The 22,421-nt window shown below is 61.8% G+C and carries 13 protein-coding genes and 1 pseudogene; 10 read left to right on the forward strand and 4 right to left on the reverse strand.

From position 1 onward, the window contains the following. Positions 1-95: 95 nt before the first annotated feature. Positions 96-2,780 (reverse strand): DNA topoisomerase III, encoded by a 2,685-nt coding sequence (locus LNV06_RS15960; RefSeq protein WP_263539286.1) that lies wholly within the window; start codon positions 2,778-2,780, stop codon positions 96-98. Between the two features lie 136 nt (positions 2,781-2,916). On the opposite strand from LNV06_RS15960, the gene LNV06_RS15965 reads away from it, so the two are divergent. The 3 genes from LNV06_RS15965 to LNV06_RS15975 are packed head-to-tail and all read left to right on the forward strand — an operon-like array spanning position 2,917 to position 5,199. Further along, on the forward strand, positions 2,917-3,432 hold the full coding sequence (locus tag LNV06_RS15965; RefSeq protein WP_263539287.1) for an SET domain-containing protein: 516 nt from the start codon (positions 2,917-2,919) through the stop codon (positions 3,430-3,432). Between the two features lie 11 nt (positions 3,433-3,443). Next, the gene (locus tag LNV06_RS15970; RefSeq protein ID WP_263539288.1) at positions 3,444-4,412 is read left to right on the forward strand and encodes a biotin--[acetyl-CoA-carboxylase] ligase; all 969 of its coding nucleotides are present in this window, start codon (positions 3,444-3,446) and stop codon (positions 4,410-4,412) included. A 43-nt stretch (positions 4,413-4,455) separates the two neighbouring features. Continuing rightward, complete coding sequence (locus LNV06_RS15975; RefSeq protein WP_263539289.1) at positions 4,456-5,199, forward strand: hypothetical protein; 744 nt, start codon at positions 4,456-4,458, stop codon at positions 5,197-5,199. Positions 5,200-5,203: 4 nt separating this feature from the next. On the opposite strand, the gene LNV06_RS15980 is transcribed toward LNV06_RS15975, so the two are convergent. After that, on the reverse strand, positions 5,204-7,315 hold the full coding sequence (locus tag LNV06_RS15980) for a S8 family serine peptidase (protein ID WP_263539290.1): 2,112 nt from the start codon (positions 7,313-7,315) through the stop codon (positions 5,204-5,206). A gap of 239 nt (positions 7,316-7,554) precedes the next feature. On the opposite strand from LNV06_RS15980, the gene LNV06_RS15985 reads away from it, so the two are divergent. After that, the gene (locus tag LNV06_RS15985; RefSeq protein ID WP_263539291.1) at positions 7,555-8,607 is read left to right on the forward strand and encodes a hypothetical protein; all 1,053 of its coding nucleotides are present in this window, start codon (positions 7,555-7,557) and stop codon (positions 8,605-8,607) included. Positions 8,608-9,115: 508 nt separating this feature from the next. Here LNV06_RS15985 and gap read toward each other — a convergent pair. Together gap and tkt are read right to left on the reverse strand one after the other, a co-directional pair. Beyond that, a complete protein-coding gene (gene gap / locus LNV06_RS15990; RefSeq protein ID WP_263539292.1) occupies positions 9,116-10,114 on the reverse strand; it encodes a type I glyceraldehyde-3-phosphate dehydrogenase in 999 nt (332 codons plus the stop codon). Positions 10,115-10,200: 86 nt separating this feature from the next. Next, entirely contained in the window at positions 10,201-12,267 is a 2,067-nt protein-coding gene (tkt, locus tag LNV06_RS15995) for a transketolase (protein ID WP_263539293.1), read from the reverse strand. A 2,088-nt stretch (positions 12,268-14,355) separates the two neighbouring features. Here tkt and LNV06_RS22680 point away from each other — a divergent pair. The 6 genes and pseudogenes from LNV06_RS22680 to LNV06_RS16025 all read left to right on the forward strand — a co-directional run. After that, positions 14,356-14,451: pseudogene (locus LNV06_RS22680) on the forward strand (FxDxF family PEP-CTERM protein); the annotation flags it as partial. Between the two features lie 167 nt (positions 14,452-14,618). Continuing rightward, the gene (locus LNV06_RS16005) at positions 14,619-15,242 is read left to right on the forward strand and encodes a TIGR02466 family protein (protein WP_263539295.1); all 624 of its coding nucleotides are present in this window, start codon (positions 14,619-14,621) and stop codon (positions 15,240-15,242) included. Between the two features lie 142 nt (positions 15,243-15,384). Next, positions 15,385-16,704: a TIGR03118 family protein gene (locus LNV06_RS16010; RefSeq protein ID WP_263539296.1), complete on the forward strand. Its 1,320-nt coding sequence runs from the start codon at positions 15,385-15,387 to the stop codon at positions 16,702-16,704. Between the two features lie 212 nt (positions 16,705-16,916). Beyond that, the gene (locus LNV06_RS16015; protein WP_263539297.1) at positions 16,917-18,473 is read left to right on the forward strand and encodes an HD domain-containing phosphohydrolase; all 1,557 of its coding nucleotides are present in this window, start codon (positions 16,917-16,919) and stop codon (positions 18,471-18,473) included. A gap of 91 nt (positions 18,474-18,564) precedes the next feature. Next, positions 18,565-20,673 (forward strand): ATP-binding protein, encoded by a 2,109-nt coding sequence (locus tag LNV06_RS16020; RefSeq protein WP_263539298.1) that lies wholly within the window; start codon positions 18,565-18,567, stop codon positions 20,671-20,673. A gap of 570 nt (positions 20,674-21,243) precedes the next feature. Continuing rightward, positions 21,244-22,407 (forward strand): porin, encoded by a 1,164-nt coding sequence (locus LNV06_RS16025; RefSeq protein ID WP_263539299.1) that lies wholly within the window; start codon positions 21,244-21,246, stop codon positions 22,405-22,407. The last annotated feature ends 14 nt before the right edge of the window (positions 22,408-22,421 follow it).

The following is a 22,421-nucleotide window of genomic DNA, read 5'->3' on the forward strand; positions in this document are numbered from 1 at the left end:
CTCAAGTCTGCGCGGATATTGGCTTGCATTTCACTCCGCAGCATAACGCCAATGTGCATGGGGCCACTCCTAGAGAAACGAGCGGCCCGCAAAGCTCAAGCGGACTTTTTGGCTGCGACTCGCTTGGTGGCGGTCTTGGTCGCAGTTTTCTTCGCCGCCACTTTCTTGGCTGGCGCTTTCTCGGCTTTCTCAGTCTTGTCCGCTTTTTCAGCGGCAGGCTTGGCCCCGGGCTTGGCGGCGCGCGGCTCAAACTCGAACATCACCTTGCCCTCCTTCTTGTCATAAGCCAAGAAGGCCTTGAACTTGCGGCGGGTCTTGTTGGAGACGAAGTTTTCCAGCAAGGCGGTCTTGCCCTCGCTGAGCAGCTTTTGCATCTGGCTGATTTCAATCGGCTGCTGCAAGATGATCTTGCCGCTCTTGAAGTCGCAGCTCACGGCCGCGCCGACGGCATGCTCGCAGACGTAATTGCTGCCATGCTCGTACACATGGCCGGCGCACTTGGGGCAGGCGCCCAAGGAAGTCTGCGCGCTGAAGTCCACCGGCTCACCGTCGCCTTCCGCCTTTTTGGCGTCCTCACCAAAGTCGAATTCCAGCTTCCAGTTGCTGATCTCGTCGTCATAGACCAGGGCCAGCTCGGCGGTAAAGGGCCAGCCCGCCTTGGAGCGGAAGCCTTCCAGGGGGCCGATTTTCTTGTCCAGCAAGAACTGATCGACCTCATGCAACTCAAAGCTGCGGCCGCCGGGGATCTTGCCGATCGAGAAACCACAGCCCTCGCCTTCACCGGACTTGCCCTGGCAAGTGAAGCGGCGGTAGTTCTCTTTCACCACGCCGCCGCACTTGGGGCAAGGTGCTTTCAAGGTGGCGTAGTCGCCGGGGATGGTGTCGCGGTCGTATTCCTTGGCTTTTTGCACCACCTTCTGCGTCATGGCGGCAATCTCGGCCATGAAGTCATCGCGGTTCAGGCGGCCTTTTTCCATCTCGGCCAACTTGAATTCCCAGTTGCCGGTCAGCTCGGGCTTGGTCAGCTCCTGCACATCCAGGCCGCGCAGCAGCGTCATCAGCTGGAAGGACTTGGCGGTGGGCACCAACTCGCGGCCATCGCGCAAGATGTACTTCTCCATGATCAAGCCTTCGATGGTGGCCGCGCGGGTGGCTGGCGTGCCCAGGCCCTTCTCGGTCATGGCGGCGCGCAGCTCTTCGTCGTCGATCAGCTTGCCAGCGCCTTCCATGGCGGAGAGCAGCGTCGCTTCGGTGTAGCGAGCCGGCGGCTTGGTGGCCAGGGCCTTCACATCGGTGCTCTCGGTGCGCACCACCTCGCCGGCGGCCACGGCCACCAGATTGGCGTCGTCTTCTTGTGCTTCCTTGCCGTAAACCGCCAACCAGCCCGGCTTGACCAACACCTTGCCGTTGGTTTGGAAGTTGTAGTCCTTGCCGGCGGCTGCGACTGTCGAGATCCGCGTGGTGACCAAGAACTCAGCGGGCGGGAAGAACACCGCCAGGAAGCGCTTGACCACCATGTCGTAGAGCTTGGCCTCGATATCGGTCAGGCTCTTGGGCGCTTGCAGCGTCGGGATGATGGCAAAGTGATCCGAGACCTTGGTGTTGTCAAACACCTTCTTGGTCGGCTTGATATAGCCCTCGTTGAGGGCCTTGCGGGCGTGAGCCGCCAGCTCGCGCAGCGGGCCGGGCAGGTCTTCGCCAGCGATCATCTCGGCGGTTTGCTTGGCCACGGCCAGATAGTCTTCCGGCAGATAGCGAGAGTCGGTACGCGGGTAGGTCAAGACCTTGTGCTTTTCGTACAAGGCCTGCGCCAGCGACAGCGTGGTCTTGGCCGAGAAACCAAAGCGCGAGTTAGCCTCGCGCTGCAAGGTGGTCAGGTCGTAAAGCCCGCCGCAGCTTGACGTGGTGGGCTTGCTTTCTTCGGTCACCCGCGCCGGCTGGCCCAGTGCGGCCATGGCGATGGCGTCGGCCTCGGCACGGCTCCAGACGCGGTCCGCCTTCAGCTCCGCATCCTCGGGGTTCTTCTTCCATTTGGGATCGAACCACTTGCCCTCGTACTGGCCGGCCTGGGCGTCGAAATTGGCGCGGATCTCCCAATAGTCGCGCGCCACATGCTTGCGGATCTTTTCTTCACGCTCGACCACGATGGACAGCGTGGGCGTCTGCACCCGGCCGACGGTGGTCAAGAAAAAGCCGCCATCGCGCGAGTTGAAGGCCGTCATGGCCCGCGTGCCGTTGATGCCCACCAGCCAGTCGGCCTCAGAGCGGCAACGCGCCGCATCGGCCAAGGGCAGCATCTGCGCATCGCTCTTGAGCTTGTCAAAGCCATCGCGAATCGCCTGCGGCGTCATCGACTGCAGCCACAGCCGCTCCACTGGCTTGTTGATGGCGGCCTTGGCGGTGCCCGCGTATTGAACGATCAAACGGAAGATCAACTCCCCTTCGCGGCCCGCGTCACAGGCGTTGATCAGCTGCGTGACGTCCTTGCGGCGGATCAGCTTGACCAGGGCGTTGAGGCGGCCCTTGACCTTGTCGATGGGGTTCAAGTCGAAGTGCGGCGGGATCACCGGCAAATTGGCAAAGCTCCATTTGCCGCGCTTGACGTCGAACTCCTCCGGCGCCTTGATCTCCACCAAATGGCCCACCGCCGAGCTCACCACGTACTGCTCGCTCTCGAAGTATTCGTCGTGCTTGTCGAACTTGCCGGCCATCGGCGTCAGGGCGCGGACGATGTCCTGCGCCACGGAAGGCTTCTCGGCAATGATCAGGGTCTTGCTCATGATGGTGATGATTTCTTCTGTTCAGTTGAACGGGGCTTCGCAAAACATGCCAAAGCCCTGCCTACAATCCGGCCTCGCGCACGCACGCTCGCACACACGCGCGCACACCCATGAATTCAATGTACCTAAAAAGCCGATGAGCTCATCAGCCCGCAAAAAAACTGCTGCCCCCCCTGAAAAGGCCATCAAGCCGGCGGCAGCCAGCAAGGGTCGGCGCATCCAGGTCAGGAATTCCGGGGTCCATGGGCGCGGAGTCTATGCGCTGGCGCATCTGAATGCCGGCGAGGTGCTGATCGAGTACACCGGCGAGCGCATCTCCTGGGACGAGGCCATGGACCGCCACCCGCATGATCCGGCCCAGCCCAATCACACCTTTTACTTCCATGTGGAAGACGGCAGCGTCATCGACGCGCTGCACGGCGGCAACAGCTCGCGCTGGATCAACCATTCCTGCGAGCCCAATTGCGAGGCCGACGAGGTCAATTGCCGCGTCTACATCAAGGCGCTGCGCGACATCTTGCCCGGCGAAGAGCTGTTCTACGACTACGGCCTCACCATCGACGAGCGCTACACGCCCAAGCTGAAAAAAGAGTTTGCCTGCTACTGCGGCAGCCCGGATTGCCGTGGCACCATGCTGACGCCGAAACGTTGAGTTAGCTTGCCGTGAACGAAAGCCACCAGAACTGGAACGTCGAAACCCTGTGGGAGCAACTGCTTCCCTTGCTGCCGGGCATCAGCATCGAAGTGCTGGCCCGCACCGATTCCACCAACACTGCCCTGCTCGAACGCGTGCGCAGCGAAAGCCGCAGCGGCGCGCCGCAAGCCTACGGCCGCCGCGCCCACGATATGCAGCCCTGCCTGCTGGTGGCCGAGCATCAAACCCATGGCCGTGGCCGCATGGGCCGCGCTTGGCTCTCCAGCCCCGGCAGCTCGCTGACCTTTTCGCTCGCTTTGAGCCTGCAGCCGGGCGACTGGTCGGGCCTGTCTCTGGCGGTGGGCTGCGCGATTGCCGAGGCGCTGGAGCCTTCGGCCAGCCTAGCAGCCGGCGCCAAGCCGCGCCTCACCTTGAAGTGGCCCAACGACCTTTGGCTGGATGAGCGCAAGCTCGGCGGCATTTTGATCGAAACCGTGCCGGCCGGTGATCGCCGCATGGCGGTGATTGGCGTGGGCCTGAACATCAAGGAACTGGTGCTGGGCAAGGACGACCCAGACCACGCGGACGGCGCCAAGCAAGACAGCGCCGGCGGCCCCATCAGCCCCATCAACCCCATCAGCCCCTTCAACACCGGCTTTGCCGCCCTGACCGAACTGCGCCCCGGCTGCAGCGGCCCCGAAGCGCTGGCCCTGATTGCGCCGGCCTTGGTGCAATGCCTCTTGGACTTTGAACAACAAGGCTTTGCCGCCTGGGCCTCGGCCTATGCCAAGCGCGACCTGACCCTGGACCGCCTGGTGACGGCCGGCGCCACCGAGGGCATCTCCGAAGGCATCAGCGCCCAAGGCGAGCTGCAAATCAGAACTCGCGACGGGCAGTTGCAAATCATCAGCGGCGGCGAAGTCTCAGTGCGACTGGCCTCGGACCCGCAATCACAGCCGCTGTCTGAGTTGCAGACCGAACTTCAAGCGACCGACTGATTGACTTCCTGAATCAACCACTGAAAGGCATCAAGACCCCATCATGCTGCGTGCCCTGGTTCTGCTCTTGCTGCTGCTCAATGGCTTGTTTTTCAGCTGGACCCAGGGCTGGCTGGACGGGGTGATCGGCATCAAGGCCGGCGGCACGCATGAACCCGAGCGCCTGAATCAGCAAGTCAATCCTGAGAGCATCAAGCTGCTGGAACCTCAGGCTGCAGCCGCACTCCAAACCCGGGTCTGCTTGGAGTCGGGCCTGCTGGGCAGCGAGGCCGCCTTGAACGAGGCTCAGGCTGCCTTGCAAGGCGCCGGCTTCAGCGCCGCCGATTGGCAGGTCCAACACAGCGAGCAGGCCGGTGTTTGGGCCGTGGCCTCGATCCGCTTGCCCACCAAGGACTTCCAGGCCCGTAAGGAAGAAACCTACAAAAAACTCAAGATCAGCTTTGAGTACCTCAGCGGCATGCCGGAGGAAATGCCCACCTTGCTGCTGAGCCGGCATGACAGCGAAAAAGCCGCCAACGCTGCGCTGGAATCACTCTCACAACGGGCGCTGAAGGGCCTACGCGTGTTGCAATTGCAAACCCCGAGCAAGCGCTACAAGCTCGTGATGCCACAACTGGACGGCCTGCAACAAGGTCGCGTGGCGAACCTGAAAGACGGCGCCGCGGTCGCGGGCGGCTTCAAGGCCTGCCCGGTTCAGCCTGCGGCAGCAGCTGCCTCCACCGCAGCATCGGCTGCATCGGCGCCCCTCACGGCTTCAAGCGCAGCCGCGACTGGCCCCAAACCCTAGGGCCTCAGGCCCGCAGCGGCTGAGGCTGCGGGCGTCGCAACACCCAGGTCGCCAGGCCCAACAAGGCCACCCACAGGGCGCTGAAAGCGCCGCCGCCTCCGCCGCCACTGCTGCTGCTTTGAGTCGCAGGCGGCGTGGTGACCGGCGCGGCCGCCACATTGACGCTGCTGGTCGCGCTGTATTTGATGCCCAGGTCATCGGTCACCTCAACCTTAACCGACACAGTGCCGGCCGCACTGGCCGTCATCGTCGTGCTGACCCCATTGCTGGCCGATGAGAAGCCACTGACCACACCACCGCCGTCGACCAAGGTCCAGGCATAGCTGACCACGCTGCGGCCAGCGCCAAGCGCGCTGCCGGCAGCGCTGAGCGTGATGAGTTCACCGGCCACTGCGCTGCTGGGCGTAACGGCGATCGCCACCGAGGCGCCGTTGAGCGACTTGGCAGCGGCCACGGCCGCCGCGGCGTCCAGCATGCCGGCGCCGCAAGTGCTGGTCGTGCAGTAACACTCATCTTGTACGGTGGAGGTGGGCGCCTTGCATTGGGCAATGCCAGCAGTAGCACCCGTGCTCACAAAAGGCCGGGCCGTGCTCTTGAGCAGACTGAGCACTTCGGTCGAAGTCAGCGAGGGGCGCTGCGACGCCATCAAGGCCACCGTACCGGCCACGATAGGCGCGGAGAAACTGGTCCCGACCGAGGCTGAGTTGTTCGTGTAGGCCGCATCCGCCAGCACCGGGCCGCGGGTGCCGCTATTGCTGGTGCTCAGCATGGGGTAGAGGCAGGGATAACCTGTTGCCAAATTTATGCAGTTCCCCCCAGGCGCGGCAATCGCCACCTCCGGGCCAAGGCTGGAGAAGCCCACCTTGCTGCCCACATGACGCAAAGCAGCCACCGAGATCACACCCGGGCAATTGCCCGGCAGCCCCACAGCCAGTCCTTCGCTGTTGCCGGCCGCCACCACAACGATGGCCTTGGTGGCATTGACCTGGGTGATGGTGTCGCGGTACAGCGCCCCGGTGCCGGTGGTGCCACAGCTACCGGTGCCACCCAGGCTCAGGTTCAAGACCTTGGCTGGATTCGGATTGGTCGGCAAGCCCGGCACGCTGATACCGGCCGCCCATTTCATGCCGGCCATGATGTCGGAGTCGTAGCCACCGCATTTGCCCAACACGCGGATTGGCAAGATCTTCACGCCCCAGGCCACACCGGCAATGCCTTGACCGTTATTGCTGGCCGCAGCAATCAAGCCCGAGACTCGCGTGCCATGCCAAGAGCTGTTGGTGAGGTCGGCCGAGGTGCAGCCACTGCCCAGCGTACCGCCGTCGATATCCGCCTGACTGACCCAATCGCCGGGGTCGGAAGCGTCGGCGTCGGCGCCATTGCCGTCATTGGCTGTGGCCACGCCGGCCGAGGTGCTGAAGCCCACCATGTCATAGCCACCGATGAATTGACCGGCTAGGTCCGGGTGGTCCATGCGAACCCCGGTATCCAGAACGGCTACTACTACAGAGCTGCTGCCCGTACCGAGATCCCAGGCCGCCGGTGCGTTGATACTGGAGACCACTTCACCAGCCGGCGCTTTCAGATACCACTGATCCAAAGTGCGACTGTAGGTCGCCTGAAGCTTGCCTTGGCTATCCGGAAACTGACCTATAAAAACCGGCGCAGCCGATGTAGCTCCACCATACAAAGAATCATTCGGCGTCACCGCAAAGTGGCGCCGGCGTTGGTCCACCGCCACCATCTCGATTTCACTGTCTTGGCTCAGGCGCTTGGCCAAGCTGGCCGAATCGATGCCGCTGGCGGTGAACACATGGGTGCGCTCGTCCAGGCTCAGCCGCGCGCGCAAGCCGCCGCTGGCGTGCAGACCAGTCCGCATACCCAGGCCGGTGGCGCGGGTCTGGGCGACATCCATGGCCGAAGACCGGCTCATGCGCGCCGCCATGATTTTGGCGCGCACACTGGCCGCCTCGGGTTTGAAGCGCACGATCACGCGAGCGGTGTCAGGCGCCGCAGCGGCTGAGTTCGCGGTCTGCGCTTGAGCGACCGGCACCGAAGTCAAAGCGAGCGTCGCAGAGAGCAGCAGCAGGGGCAGCGAGAGATATTGGGACTTCATGGTCTGCGACTCCAAAAAACTGGGCGGCGCCGCCAGACCGGCGCAGCTCGGACCAGTTTAGTCCGCGTCCATGTAACTAAGGCGTAAAGAAGGGCAAATCCAACCCATCAGTTGCGCCGCAACGCAGGGCATATCCCCAGGTGTCAGTAGGCGCGCCTTCGTTATTCTTCTGCCCCAAATAGACAAGGCGCAAGCAGAGCGAAATACCGCGCTTTTGATACAGCCCAGGGAGGGGTGCCATGAACTCGATCACCAACAGCTACTTCAACTTTTCTCGCCTGCGTTTGCGCGGCGCAGGGGCCATCTTTGTTTTAAATCTCTGGGCCTTGGGTCTACACAGTGTGCAAGCACAGACCCTGGTGCCCGACGAGACAAGCGCACAGACGCTGCAATGCTTGGTCAAGCCGGGCGCTGCACCGGCATTTCCCGAACGTATGCTGGAACAACGCCTAGGCGCCTTCCTCCGCGTCAAGCTGGTCTTCACCCACCCCGAGCGCGCACCAAGGCAGGAACTGCTGTTTCGATCAGGCGCTCAAGAGCATCAAGACGAGATGGAGCGCTATCTCAACAACTACCGCCTGCCTTGCCTGAAGCCCGGACAGACCATCGAAGCGGTGCAGGAGTTCAACTTCGACCCGGACAAGTTCGGCAGCGTGCATTGGAACGATTTGCGCCATTCGCCGAACAGTTCAGGCAACTTTGACTACGCCTGTATCAAGACTGCTGAACGCAAACTCAGTCATTTTGAAGACCAGGCACTGAGCTCCAATATCAAGCGCAAGGCAAATGGCAATGTGATCGCCAGCATGCGATTCACCAGGCCTAACGCACCTCCTGAGGTCAAGATTTTGTACGACAACGGCAATGCGAATTGGCGCAATTCTGTACTGGAGCACTTGTCGGAATACCGAGTGACCTGCCCGGTTCCCGAAGGCGAAGCTATCGTCTTCGAGCAGCAGTTCAGCTATGCCGCATCCACTCGCAGTTATGACTACGCGCTGAAAGACACCGATATCGTCAAGTTCCTAGGCTTTGTCAAAGACATCGACAAGCAAAAGGTGAACTTCGATCTGGACAGTATGGCCTGCCCCTTCGAAGTGGTGTGGGGCGTGGGCATGCCCGCAATCAAGAATCGCGTCGGCCAAGTGGGTGCGCCCAACCCCAATCGCCTAGAGTTCATCGCTTGGCTTGAAACGCTGACCTTGAACGTAGGTCCAGACGTTTTTGATCAGATCTTGGGGAACAAATTCAAGATCTACGTCCCTTGCGGGAAGATCAATCTGGGCGATTGAAATACATAACAGAGGATTCAGACGGCATCTGATGATGCGTGCAAGATTCCGTTTCGCACTTTGCGGACATCCGACTTTGAGCGGCCCTTTGCCGGTCTTAGCGAACGAGCAAAGGCTATGGTTGAGCAGGCCGACTGGGCACTCTGCCCCGCTCCTGTCCCCCGCCCCGGGGCTTGCGCACGGGTCTCCTCCTTTACCTCGCGGTTCAGCGCGCCCAGCCGTCCTGCTCCGGCAGGATTGGTCGTGGCGCAAGAACAATCGCCGAGGGCGTCGGGGGTACGGTGAAGCGAAGTAAAGGGGGAGGGACTGGCGCAGCCAGAGCCGGAGGACATGAACGGAACCGTGCGCCCGATGGCCTCGGCCAGAGGAACCCTCAAGACTGCCAAGTGCCAACAGCCTCCGTTCACGACCTAGCGAGCACCATGAAAAAGGCCGCCCCGCGTTGCCACGGGCCGGCCTTTTTGGTCTTGCCTACTCAGGGGCAAGCCTCAATCCATCAAGTCACCAATTACTTGGCGATGACGCGAACCATCTCGAGCACCTTGTTCGAGTAGCCCCACTCATTGTCGTACCAGGCGACCAGCTTGACGAAGGTGCCGTCCAGGGCGATGCCGGCGTCGGCGTCGAAGATGGAGGTGCGAGCGTCACCGCGGAAGTCGGTCGCGACGACCTTCTCTTCGGTATAGCCCAGCACGCCCTTCAGCGCGCCTTCGCTTTGTGCCTTGAACTCGGCGCAGATGTCCTTGTACGAAGCTTCGTTGTTCAGCTCAACGGTCAGGTCAACCACCGACACGTCGGAGGTCGGCACGCGGAAGCTCATGCCAGTCAGCTTCTTGTTCAGCTCGGGGATCACCACGCCCACGGCCTTGGCGGCGCCAGTGCTGGAAGGAATGATGTTTTCCAGGATGCCGCGGCCACCGCGCCAGTCTTTATTGCTGGGTCCGTCCACGGTCTTTTGCGTGGCAGTAGCCGCATGCACAGTGGTCATCAGGCCGCGCTTGATGCCCCACTTGTCGTTCAGCACCTTGGCCAGGGGGGCCAGGCAGTTGGTGGTGCAAGAAGCGTTGGAGATGATGGCTTGGCCGGCGTAGGTGTTGTGGTTCACACCGAACACGAACATCGGGGTGTCGTCCTTCGACGGAGCGGAGAACACCACCTTCTTGGCGCCAGCGGCCAGGTGCTTTTCGCCCGAGGCCTTGTCCAGGAACAGGCCGGTAGCTTCGACCACGATGTCGGCGCCGACTTCGTTCCACTTCAGGTTGGCGGGGTCACGCTCTTGGGTCAGGCGGATGGCCTTGCCGTTGACGACCAGGGTGTTGCCTTCGACCGAAACTTCGCCGTCGAACTTGCCGTGCACGCTGTCGTACTTGAGCATGTAAGCCAGGTAGTCGGGCTCGAGCAGGTCGTTGATGCCGACCACTTCGATTTCCTTGAAGTTGGCGATAGCAGCGCGGAACACCATGCGGCCGATGCGGCCGAAGCCGTTGATACCAATCTTGATCGTCATATCAGTCTCCTCAATAAAAAACCAAAAAACTCAAAACAGAACATCAAAAAAAGGGGTGCGCGCGGCACCCCTTTTGCATTGCTGACTTATTTGCTGCCCTTGCTGGACTTCTTGCCCTTCAGCTTGGCCACACCCAGCGCGACGCGCACGGTATCGGCCACATTTTCAGCCGTAAAGCCGAAGTGCTTGAACAGCACCGGGGCCGGGGCCGACTCGCCGTAGCTGTCGATACCGACCACGGCCGCGCAACCATACTTCCACCAGCCATCGGTGACGCCCATTTCCACCGCAATGCGGGGCGTGCCTTCGGGCAGCACGGACTTTTTGTAGGCCAGGTCTTGCCGATCGAAGACATTGGTCGAAGGCATGGAGACCACACGCACGCCGATGCCGTCCAGTGCCAGCAGCTCTTGCGCGCGCATGGCCAGTTGGACTTCGGAACCGGTGGCGATGATGACGGCCTTGGCCTTCTTCTTGATGCCTACATTGCTGGGCTCGGCCAGCACATAGCCGCCCTTGGCGATGTCATCCACCGCAGTCTTCGGCGCGTAAGGCAGGTTCTGGCGGCTCAGGGCCAGCACGCTGGGGCGCTGGGCGTTGCCGATGGCCATGGTCCAAGCGACCACGGTTTCGGTGGTGTCGGCCGGACGCCAGACATCCAGACCCGGGATCATGCGCAGCGAAGCCACATGCTCAATCGACTGGTGCGTTGGGCCGTCTTCGCCCAGACCGATGGAGTCGTGGGTGAACACATGAATAACCCGCTGCTTCATCAGCGCTGCCATGCGGATGGCATTGCGGCTGTAGTCGCTGAAGGTCAGGAAGGTGCCGCCGTAGGGGATGTAACCGCCGTGCAGGGCCACGCCGTTCATGATGGCGGCCATGCCGAACTCACGCACGCCATAGTTGATGTGGCGGCCAGCATTGCTGCTGCCGTCTTCTTCCACGCGGAAAGCGGGTGTCGACTTGGTGTTGGTCAGATTGGAGCCAGTCAGGTCGGCGCTGCCACCCAGCAACTCGGGCAAGGCGGCGGTGAAGGCTTCCAGCGCCAGCTGGCTGGCCTTGCGGCTGGCCACGGTCTCGGCCTTGCCGTGAGCGGCAACAACCGCGTCCACCGCGGTCTGCGCGAAGTTGGCGGGCAAGACGCCGGCCATGCGGCGCTGGAATTCAGCGGCCAGCTCGGGGTGAGCGGTGGCGTAGGCGTCAAATTTCTCGTCCCAGGCGGCTTCCAGCTGGGTGCCGGCGTCCTTGGCGTCCCAATCGGCATAAACCTCTTGCGGGATGACGAAGGGCTCGTGAGCCCAGCCCAACTGTTCGCGGGTCAGCTTGATTTCTTCAGCACCCAGCGGCTCGCCGTGCGCCTTGGCGGTGTTGGCGCGGTTCGGCGAACCCTTGCCGATATGGGTCTTGGCGATCACCAGAGTCGGCTTGACGCTGCTCTTCTTGGCTTCGGCGATGGCGGCGTCCACGGCGTCGACATCATGGCCGTCCACCGGGCCGATCACGTTCCAACCATAGGCTTCGAAACGCTGGGCGGTGTTGTCGGCGAACCAAGGGGCCACTTGGCCGTCGATGGAGATGCCGTTGTCGTCATAGATGGCGATCAGCTTGTTCAGCTTCCAGGCGCCGGCCAGCGAGGCGGCTTCATGGCTGATGCCTTCCATCAGGCAACCGTCGCCCAGGAACACATAGGTGTGGTGATCGACGATCTGGTGCGCGTCGATATTGAATTCCTTGGCCAGCATCTTCTCGGCCAGGGCCAGACCGACGGCATTGGTGATGCCTTGGCCCAAGGGGCCGGTGGTCGTTTCAACGCCGGGGGTGATGCCCACTTCGGGGTGACCTGGAGTCTTGCTGTGCAGTTGGCGGAAGGCCTTCAGCTCTTCGATCGGCAGGGCGTAGCCGGTCAGGTGCAGCAGTGCGTAAATCAGCATGGAGCCGTGGCCGTTGGACAGCACGAAGCGGTCGCGGTTGGCCCATTGCGGGTTGGCCGGGTTGTGGCGCAGGTGGCGATTCCACAGTGCAACGGCGATATCAGCCATGCCCATGGGCGCGCCGGGGTGTCCGGAATTGGCTTGCTGCACGGCGTCCATGGCCAGTGCACGAATGGCGTTGGCCATCAAAGTGGGGTTGCTAGCAGCGGTAGTGGCCATGGGCTTGTGAAGAAGGAGTTACGGGGTAACCCGGGATTTTACTTGGACGCCGCGCATTGCCGGCAGCAGAGTTCACAGACAAAGCCGGGAAGTTCAAAAAGCCTCCCCAAAAGGCCTGAACTGAAGCGAAGCCTGCGAGCCGGACGCCTCGCCTGTGTCTTGTGAGGGCAGCGTAGCCGAACCCGATACCCCCCGACTTGCGGGGGAACAAGCCCAACGTCGACATCGGCAAAGACCCCCGAGATGCTTGCGGACCGGCCTCTGGAAGCCGTCAGGCCTCTTCACTAGTCCGATCGGCTCATGCCCTGGGACGCATTGCAGACATGCCCCCCACTTAGGCTGCGCGAGCTTGTGCGGGGTTCTGTGTGGATTTGTTGGCACTTCGGCGGTGTCAGCCAGTCAGGACAGGGTTCGTCGCACAACCCATGTTCCAGCCATCGCCAATCATCAGGAGTCCCTCCCATGTCCTTCCGTCCCAACGTTCTGAGCAGCCTGGTTGCTGCCGCCCTCGTCGCCATGGCTTCGCAAGCCAGCGCTCAAGTCTTCAACGGCAACTTGGTCCAAGGTGTCAGCAGCTCGCAGTCGTCCTACATCAAGGGCGCCACCGGCTACGACATCACTTCCATCATCACCGCCGGTGACGCCGTCGGTGGCTACCGCATGTCCGGCCTGCCAGACGGCCTGGGTGCTTTCGACAACGGCAACGGCACTTTCACCGTGCTGATGAACCATGAAATCGGCGCGAACGCCGGCATCGCGCGTGCCCACGGCGGCACCGGTGCTTTCGTCTCCAGCTGGGTCATCGACAAGGCCACGCTGCAAGTCAAGTCGGGCGGAGACCTGATCCAGCGCGTTTACGGCTGGGATGCCGCCACACAAGCCACTGGCGCCCAAGTGACCGGCGCGGCCAACCTGTCCTTCCAGCGCTTCTGCTCGGCCGATCTGGCCGCAGCTTCGGCCTACACCTACACCGACACCAGCGGCAAGAGCTACGGCACCAGCTCGCGCATCTTCCTGAACGGTGAAGAAGTCGGCACCAGCGCCAACAGCCGCGCCATGGCTCACGTGGCCACCGGCAGCGATGCCGGCAGCAGCTTTGTGCTGGGCAAGTTCAACCCTGCCACCAATGGCAGCGGTTTGGCTCAGTACTCCGCATATGAGAATCTGGCCGCCAACCCCTTCAGCCAGCTGAAGACCGTGGTGGTGGGCCAGAACGACGGCGGCACCGGCATCGCATCCAACGCCGTGGCTGTGTATGTGGGCACCAAGACCGACAGCGGCAGCGCTGTGGACCGCGCCGGCCTGACCAATGGCGTGATGAAGTACGTCAATGTGGCGGGTAACGCTTCCGAAATCGCCGACTCGAACACCCGCGCCACCAACATCGCCAACGGCAGCCGCTTCACCCTGAGCGCCACTGCATCGACGACTTTCTCGCGCCCTGAAGATGGCGCCTGGGACGTGCGTGCCGGCAAGCAAAACGTGTACTACTTCGTCACCACCGATCGCCTCGACGGCACCGAGCTGACCGGCGGCACGCAAGTCGGCGCGACGCGCCTGTGGCGCATGACTTTTGACGACATCGCCAACCCTGACGCTGGCGGCAAGCTGGACATCTTGGTGGACGGCAGCAAGATGGCTGGCGGCGTGGGTAACAGCCGTGCCAATATGTTTGACAACATGACGGTCAACAAGGACGGCACCATCACAATGCTGGAAGACACCGGCGGCGCTGACCATAACGGCAAGATCTGGGAATACAACCTGGAAACCGGCGCCGTCAAGATCATCGCCAAGTCCGACACCACCCGCTTCGGCGATGTGGTGAATGGCGCCTTCACTGGCCCGGCCTCTGGCAAGACCACCCCGAACGGCAGCACCGGCTACCACACCAATGACGAAGAAACCTCGGGCATCATCGATGTGACCGACATCTTCGACGCCAATGGCACCACCGGCAAGAAGTACCAGCTGTTCGTGACCCAAGACCACGCCAGCGCTGCCGGCCTGGACGCCGCAGGCATGCTGGTTGGCGGCAACCCCGCCGGCATAGTTGAAGGTGGTCAGCTGCAATTGATGGTCAGCGACGTTGTCGCCGCTGTGCCGGAACCAGAAACCTATGCCCTGATGTTGGCTGGTCTGGGCCTGGTGGGCTTCGCAGCTCGCCGCAAAGCTCAGCGTTGATCGATGGTCCGTGGGGTGGCCTGAGCCACTCCGCTCGCTTCAAACCCGCCTTCTGAACTGGCCGCGGGGATGAGCTGAGCGCCTGGATGGAGCCTTGCGGCTTCACCCTGGCGCTTTTTGCGTTTCTCCATGCGCTTTTGTGCTTGCTCTAGAAGCAAGGCCCTCACATGACCCTAAGCTTGAATCTGCACAGCATCGAACCCTTGTTCTTCACGCCCCTGGTGAAGTTTGAGCTGGTCGATGCCAACGCCCTGAATCGCCAATTGCTGGCCGAGGCCCATGCACGCCGCACAGCATCGGCTGGACTGGCGCGCAGCAATATCGACGGCTGGCATTCCGAGGACGACTTCTTCGAGCGCGAGGAACCCGGCAGCCTGGCGCTGCGCGGCCAGATCATCGAAGCCGTTCGACAAGCAACCTTGCAGCTATCGCCCCATTACGACTTCAATCGCTTCGGCATCCAGGCCGAAGGCTGGATCAATATCTTGCCGCCCGGCGGCATGAATGCGCCCCATGACCACCCCGGCTGGGTCTGGTCGGGCTGCTATTACGTCCACACGCCCGACGGCGATGGTCGTAGCGGAGAGATCGAGTTCATCGATTCCCGCACCAATCTGCGCACCCTCAGCATCGAAGGCGCGCCCTGCTTTGCCAGTAAGTTCAGCGTACGTCCCAGCGCTGGGCAACTGCTGCTCTTCCCCTCCTATCTGAAGCATTGGGTGGCGCCCAATCGCGGCGTGGAAGAACGGGTCTCGATTGCCTTCAATGCCCGCTTTGCACGGCGGCGCTGAGGACAAATGGCGCACAGCGCACACATCACCCACTGACCGGGCAAGACCCGACCCCCAAGTGCGGGGGTGGCAGTTTGATGACAACAAGTCGTCATATGGCGCAGGCATTGTGACGGGCAAGCCCAAACGAGGAGTTCCCAAGATGCAAACCAAGATCACTTTGCTGGCCGCCTTGCTGGCCGCCGGACTGAGCGCCGGCGGCAGCGCTGCCGCGGCGTCAAACAGCTACGACACGACCATCCTGGTCGCCAATGACGCCAAGTACAAGCCCACCGTCATGGTCGACCCCGACCTGATCAACCCCTGGGGCATTGCCCTGCGCCCGCCCGGCATCGGCGGCCACATCTGGACCAGCAATGCCGGCAGCGGCACCACCACCACATATATCGGCGACGTCGGCGGCAAGCCTCTGTATCAAGACGGCCTGAAGGTCATCCCCATCAGCCAGGCCAAGGGCGTGGAAGCCTATACCCCGCAAGTGACCGGCCAGGTCTATAACGCCGCCAGCGACATCGCCGGCCAGCCCACCGAGTTCTACGTCTCGGGCGCTGCCACCAACTGGAACACCGGCGCATCGGCCGGCACCATCTCAGGCTCGGCCAAGTTCGTCTTCGTCACTTTGGACGGCACCATCAACGCCTGGCGCGCTGGCACCAACCCCGGCATGAACGAAGCTGTGGTGGTGAAGGACTTCTCGGGCAACTGGGCCGGTGCCAATGGTTACCAATACACGCCCAACTTCACCGGCGTGGCCATGACGACGGCGGGCTTCAAGCTCGACGCCGGCGGCAACAAGGTGGCGGACAACCGGCTCTACGCCACCGACTTCGCCAACAACCGCATCATGACTTTCGACAACCAGTGGAACGACATCAGCGCCAGCGTCCACTTCGAGCGGCCGAATGATCTGCAAAACGACTTCATGCCCTTCAACATCCAAGACATCGGAGGTCGCCTGTACGTGGCTTACGCCGCCAGCGAGTACGACCCGCTGATGCCCAGCGAGCCGGTGCGTGCGCCCGCCCATGGCCGCGTGATCGCCTATGACCGTGATGGTCACATCGTGCAGGACTTCAAGGACCAACTCGATATGAACGCGCCTTGGGGCCTGGCCATGGCACCCACCAGCTTCGGCGCCTATGGCGGCAAACTCTTGGTCGCCAATTTTGGTGACGGCAGCATCGCCGCGCTGGACCCGGAAACCGGTGCCACCCTGGGCAAGCTGAAGGACGCCGAAGGCAAGACCATCTTCATCGATGGCATCTGGGGTCTCACTTTCGGCAACGGCGTGAGCCTCGGCGATGCCAACTCGCTCTACTTCACCGCCGGCCCAAATCTGGAAGAAGACGGCATTCTGGGCAAGCTGACCGTCAGCGCCGTGCCAGAGCCCAGCAGCTACGCCTTGCTGCTCGGCGGCCTGGGCCTGTTGGGCGCCGTGGCCCGTCGCCGCCAAGCAAACTGAGTTGATACTTATGCGATGGCTTGGCTTACACGCCTTGCCACTACAACAAAGAGCCTGCCCTGCAGGCTCTTTTTTCTGGGTGCGCGTGTGATTGGTCACGCACTGCATTGCAAAAGCTGATGCATTTGTAAGCGTTTGCACTCAAGCTGAAGGCCTGCATTGCGATCGTTACGGTTGAGCCCTGAATCAACCGGCGGTCAAGGAGTCAGGCCATGAGCGAAGACCTTGCATCGGCTGTTGCCCCGGCACCCGTCGCCACCGTTCTCTTCGTGGACGACGAGCCCTCCATCCTGAGCGCCTTGCGGCGTTTGTTTCGCCCCCAAGGCTACAAAGTTCTGATGGCCGAGGGCGGCGCAGCGGGTTTGGCTTTGCTGGAACTCGAAGCCGTCGATCTGGTGATCTCCGATATGCGCATGCCGGAGATGGATGGCGTTCAATTCCTAGAACAAGTGCGGCAGCGCTGGCCTCATATCGTGCGGGTGATGCTGACGGGCTATGCCGACATCACCTCCACCATTGGCGCGATCAATCGCGGCGAAATCCACCGCTACATTGCCAAGCCCTGGGATGACCAAGACATCCTGCTGTCCGTCAGCGACGGCTTGAAACGCCAAAGACTGGAGCGCGAGAACCGCGAGCTGGTCGCGCTGACCCAGACGCAAAACGAGCAACTACAGGATGTGAACGGGCAGTTGCAGAACGTCAACGCCCAATTGCAATTCGCCAACGATCAGCTGCAAAACAGCAATGAAGACTTGGAGGAGCGCGTCAAAGAGCGGACTCAAGCCCTGGAAGCTGCCAATGCGCAATTGGGTGAGGCCAACAACCGCCTGGCCGACGCCAACGCTCAGATGGAGAAGGCCAACCAGCAATTGAACGCCGCCAATCTGCAGCTGGAAGAGAACTTCGCGTTGTCCATCAGTGTGTTTTCCGGCCTGCTGGAGTTGCGTGATGGCAGCGTGTCCGGCCATGGCCATCGGGTGGCCAATCTGGCGCGTCGACTCGCCGAGCAAATGGACCTGAGCCCCATCGAGGTGACCGACATCTACAACGCCGGTCTGCTGCATGAGGTGGGCAAGATCGGCCTGCCCGATGCCTTATTGCAAAAAACGGTGTCGCTGATGACCGGCGATGAATTTGAAATCTACAAACGCCATCCGCAACACGCACAAGCGGCCCTGATGCCATTGGGCCGACTGCGCCAGACGGCCATCATCATCCGCGCTCAACACGAGCGCCTGGACGGCAAAGGCTTCCCCGATGGTTTGTCGGGTTATGAAGTGCCATTGGGCGCGCAAATCATCAATGTCGCCTCAACCTTCGAAGCCTTGATCGCCGGTCACTTGGCAGAGAAGTGCTTCTCCACCGAGGATGCGGCCAAAGCGGTGTTGGAAGGCCGCGGCAACCGCTATGACGAAGAGGTCGTGGTCGCTTTTGAAGCGGTGTTGAAAGCGCTGGCCGCCGAAGCGGGGGCCGACGTTGAACTCAGCTCCGCCGAGTTGCGCCCCGGCATGATCTTGACTCGCCCGGTGCTGAGCCCGCATGGCAGCGTGCTTTTGCCCAAGGACTTCAAGTTCACCTCGGCCGTGGTCAAGCAGGTCTTGGAGTTTGAGCAGCGCCTGGGCCAGCCCTTCAGCTTTTTCATCAAGCAAGTGGTGGACCCCAAGGCGGCCAAAGCGGCTGCGCCAGCCGCTCCCGCAAGCCAAGGAATAGCGGCACCGCCCCCCGCCAGCGCCAACAAGCCTCAGGCAGCGCCGGTACGCGCTTAAAGCCAAGCAAGGCAGCATCACCATGCAAACCTATGCATCCACCGAAACGCTGCCGCCCGCCCGGCAGCCTGGCCTGCCTGGACTGAGCCCAATGTCTGGCAACAACATCAAAGACGAAGCGCTGGACCCCTTGCAGGTGCAGACCCTGGAGGCCGTGAGTGCGCCGCTCCTGGTGCATGCCGGCCGCCAAATCATTTATGCCAACCCCGCCATGCAGCGACTGCTGGGCTATGACCTGGAGCAGATGCAGAGCTTGCCGCACTACGCTTGGGCCAATGATCCACATGTGGAGGCGTTGAAGGCCTACGGCGAACGCTGTTTGCAAGAAGACGAGCAATTGCCCGCCTTGGAATGTGAAGCGATGACGGCCACCGGCGCGGTGCGCTACCTGGAGCTAAGTGCGCGAGGCCTGCAGTCGCCCCAAGGCAAGCGGGTCATCATCAGCTGCCAAGACCTGAGCGATATGCGCCATGTGCAGATGAGCTTGCTCGAAGTGGGCCGGGTCATGCACCAGATTCTCGAGAACAACCCGGTGCCCACCTTTGTGATCGACAAAGACCACCGCATCACGCACTGGAACGCCGCCTGCGGCCAGCTAACCGGTGTGGATTCGATGGACGTAGTCGGCAGCACCGAGGCATGGCGACCCTTCTATGACGAGGCGCGCCCGCTGCTGGTGGATTTGATCGTCGACGGCACGGTTTCGGAGCTGCGTCAGCGCCTGTATGGCGACAATCTGCGCCCCTCCAGCTTGGTGGTGCGGGCCTACGAAACCGAGGATTACTTCCCACAGTTTGGCGAGCAGGGCCGGTGGATTTTCTGCACCGCCGCGCCGCTGTATGACATCCAGGGCAAGGTGGTGGGCGCCATCGCCACCCTGCTGGATGTGACCGAACGCCGGCAGGCCGAAGACCAATTGCGCCGCCATCAAGCCGAGTTGGAACACACCGTCGAGGAGCGCACCGCCGAGTTGTCGCGCAGCCATCAGGAGCTGGCCGCTTTCATGGAGAACGCTTCGGTCGGCATCATTTACAGCTGCGGCCACCACATCGTGCGCAGCAACAGAAAGTTCGCCGAGGTCTTCGAACTCGAAGCCGCGGACGACGCCGAGCTGAAGGCCGCCCGCTTCTTCAGCAGCCCGACTGCCTACCAGGAGTTGGTCAACACTGCCACGCCGGTCCTGAGCCAAGGCCGCCCATTGATGCACGAAATGGAGATGCTGACCGCGCGCGGCCACCGTATTTGGGTGCAGATGATTGCCTACCCCGCCAATCCGGCGGATCCACGTTCTGGCGTTTGGTGGCTGCTGCAAGACCGCAGCGAGGTGATGCGTGCGCAGCGCGAATTGGTCAACAACTACCGCGATATCAAGCAGGCCAACGAACGCTTAGAAGAAGCTCAGAGTCAGTTGCTGCAGTCGGAAAAAATGGCCTCGATCGGCCAGCTGGCGGCCGGGGTTGCCCATGAGATCAACAACCCGGTGGGCTTTGTCAGTTCCAATCTGGGCAGCTTGCGGCGCTATGTCGAGCCCTTGCTGGCCTTGGTCAGCTTGTATGGGCGACTCGACCTCTCCGGCCAGTCGCCCGAGTTTGCCAAGCAGATCCACCAGCTGCAGGAGCAGGCTGATTTGGAGTTCATTCACGAAGACTTGCCACAGCTGCTCAAGGAGAGTGACGAAGGCCTGGGGCGAGTCAAGAAGATCGTGCAGGACCTGAAGGACTTCTCGCGGGTCGATCAATCGGACTGGCAAGAAGCCGACCTCAATTTGGGCCTGGAATCAACGCTCAATGTGGTGCGGCATGAAATCAAATACAAGGCTGATGTCAGCAAAGACTTTGCCGAGTTGCCCTTGGTTCGCTGCCTGGCAGGGCAACTCAACCAGGTCTTCATGAATCTGATCGTCAACGCGGCCCATGCCATCAACCAACGCGGCGAGATCCGCCTGCGCACCATTCATGAAGGCGACTTCGTCTGCGTTGAAGTCGGCGACAACGGCTGCGGCATGAGCCCCGAGGTGCAACGGCGTATCTTTGACCCCTTCTTCACCACCAAGCCGGTTGGCCAAGGCACCGGGCTGGGCCTGTCGCTGAGCTTTTCCATCATCAAAAAACACGGCGGCCGCATCGAACTGGAATCCGCACCGGGCCAGGGCAGTTGCTTCAAAGTCTGGCTGCCGGTGAATGGTCCTGAAAGCAACTGAGCGGCCCCAAGTCGAGTGGAGGAAGGGATGAACTTGGCACTTTGCGGGCCTTTGCGGCTTGGCGGGTGCCAAGCGCCGCCGGGGGCGTGTTTCCGCTCCTGTCTGGGCCAGCGGCCCAGCCCTTCGCTAGGCTCAAGCCGTCCTCAGGACGCCTTGAGTCCGAGCTCAGTCCCCCGCCGTCACCTTTCAGGCGCCGGCTCCTCCTTTACCTCGCGGAATCACGCCCCCGACGCCACTCGGCAATTCCATCGATGTGCGTCCGCATCGAAGTCGCACAAATATGCTGGATCAGGACGCTTGGGGGCTTTGCGACGCGAGGTAAAGGAGGAGACCCGGGCGAAGTCCGGGGCGGGGGACAGGAGTGGCGTAAAGCCCCCAAGAGGCCTGATCACCGCCAAAACTAGAAGTATGCAAAGTGCCAATGCCCGCCGATGCCCCGAATCGCTTGGCTGATCGATTTCAGGTTTGAGCAGCGCGCTGAGCAATCGTTAAAGATTTCACACCCGCTGCCGACAAGCCCTATGGGCCCTGTTGTTGGAATGAGGCTCCCCCAAAACGGAAGGACGGAAGATGAGAAAACTCCACGCTGTCAGCCTCCAGGCCATGGCTGCCGCAACATCGCTGTTGGCACTCAGCATGCCAGCGCAGGCGATTGACTTCAGCTATTCGGGCTTTGCCAATATCACGGCGGGCCGAGTCTTTAGCGCCAGCGGCGTCGACATCGGCTACCCGAACTCAAGCACCTGGACCCAATGCCCGGCCTGCTATGTGGTCGATTTCTCGCATGGCTCCGTCTATGAGAACAAATGGAGCCTGGCGCCCGAGTCTCGCGCGGGTCTGCAGGGTACGGTGAACTTCACCTCCGACTTGTCCTTCACCGGTCAGGTCATGGCTCGCACCGCGGCCAAAGAGTCCAAGCTCGATCTGGAATGGGCCTTCCTGAGCTACAACCTCAGCCCAAAGTTCACGCTGCAAGCCGGCCGCAAGCGCTTGCCGCTGTTCTTCTACTCCGACTTCCAAGACGTCAGCTTCGCCTACAACTGGGTGCGCGTGCCGCCCGATGTGTACGGCTGGGCCGTGGTCAACTACAACGGTGCCAACATCACCTACCGCGACGATATTGGCGGCTGGGCCGTCAAGTCCAGCGCCTATGTGGGCCAGGAGCATTCCAAAGACAATCCCATCGGCAAGCTGGAGCGCCCGGAGCGCCAAGACATCAGCTGGGACAATATGATGGGCATTGACTTGGAGCTGAACCGCGACTGGTTCACCGCACGCTTCTCGTACAACAAATCCAAGCAGCGCTCGGTGGCTCATCTGCCCGAAGGCGAGGTGCAAACCTCCCCCGACCCCGCGGTCTACGGCAAGTCATCGCCGCAATCCTTCAGCTCGGCCTCCTTCAATATCGACCTGGACAACTGGATTGGCCGCAGCGAGTTCTCGCGCGTCACCCGCACCCCGGCGCGCGGCAGCTACCAAGGCTTTCTGATCGGCGGCGGCTACCGGCTCGGCAAGTTCTTGCCCATGGTGACCTACACCCAGCTGAAGGCTTACAGCTCGGGCGATGACTCCACGCATGTGGAAACCGACAGCAATATCAGCTTGACCCTGCGCTACCAACTCAATGACAGCAGCAGCTTGAAGCTGCAAGTGGATCGCAGCAACTGGGACTATCTGAACGGCACAAGCACCATGCGCAAGCTGGTCACGGTGTCTTACGACCTCATCTTCTGAAACGAGGTCACATC

Source organism: Paucibacter sp. Y2R2-4, from assembly GCF_025717535.1.
In the GTDB taxonomy this organism is placed as follows: Bacteria; Pseudomonadota; Gammaproteobacteria; order Burkholderiales; family Burkholderiaceae_C; genus Paucibacter_A.

Coding starts and splice junctions, on each gene's coding strand:
- LNV06_RS15965 (WP_263539287.1), top strand. CDS start 2,917: ATGAGCTCATCAGCCCGCAAAAAAACTGCTGCCCCCCCTGAAAAGGCC.
- LNV06_RS15980 (WP_263539290.1), bottom strand. CDS start 7,315: ATGAAGTCCCAATATCTCTCGCTGCCCCTGCTGCTGCTCTCTGCGACG.
- LNV06_RS15960 (WP_263539286.1), bottom strand. CDS start 2,780: ATGAGCAAGACCCTGATCATTGCCGAGAAGCCTTCCGTGGCGCAGGAC.
- LNV06_RS16010 (WP_263539296.1), top strand. CDS start 15,385: ATGCAAACCAAGATCACTTTGCTGGCCGCCTTGCTGGCCGCCGGACTG.
- LNV06_RS16025 (WP_263539299.1), top strand. CDS start 21,244: ATGAGAAAACTCCACGCTGTCAGCCTCCAGGCCATGGCTGCCGCAACA.
- LNV06_RS16005 (WP_263539295.1), top strand. CDS start 14,619: ATGACCCTAAGCTTGAATCTGCACAGCATCGAACCCTTGTTCTTCACG.
- tkt (WP_263539293.1), bottom strand. CDS start 12,267: ATGGCCACTACCGCTGCTAGCAACCCCACTTTGATGGCCAACGCCATT.
- LNV06_RS16020 (WP_263539298.1), top strand. CDS start 18,565: ATGTCTGGCAACAACATCAAAGACGAAGCGCTGGACCCCTTGCAGGTG.
- LNV06_RS16015 (WP_263539297.1), top strand. CDS start 16,917: ATGAGCGAAGACCTTGCATCGGCTGTTGCCCCGGCACCCGTCGCCACC.
- gap (WP_263539292.1), bottom strand. CDS start 10,114: ATGACGATCAAGATTGGTATCAACGGCTTCGGCCGCATCGGCCGCATG.
- LNV06_RS15985 (WP_263539291.1), top strand. CDS start 7,555: ATGAACTCGATCACCAACAGCTACTTCAACTTTTCTCGCCTGCGTTTG.
- LNV06_RS15975 (WP_263539289.1), top strand. CDS start 4,456: ATGCTGCGTGCCCTGGTTCTGCTCTTGCTGCTGCTCAATGGCTTGTTT.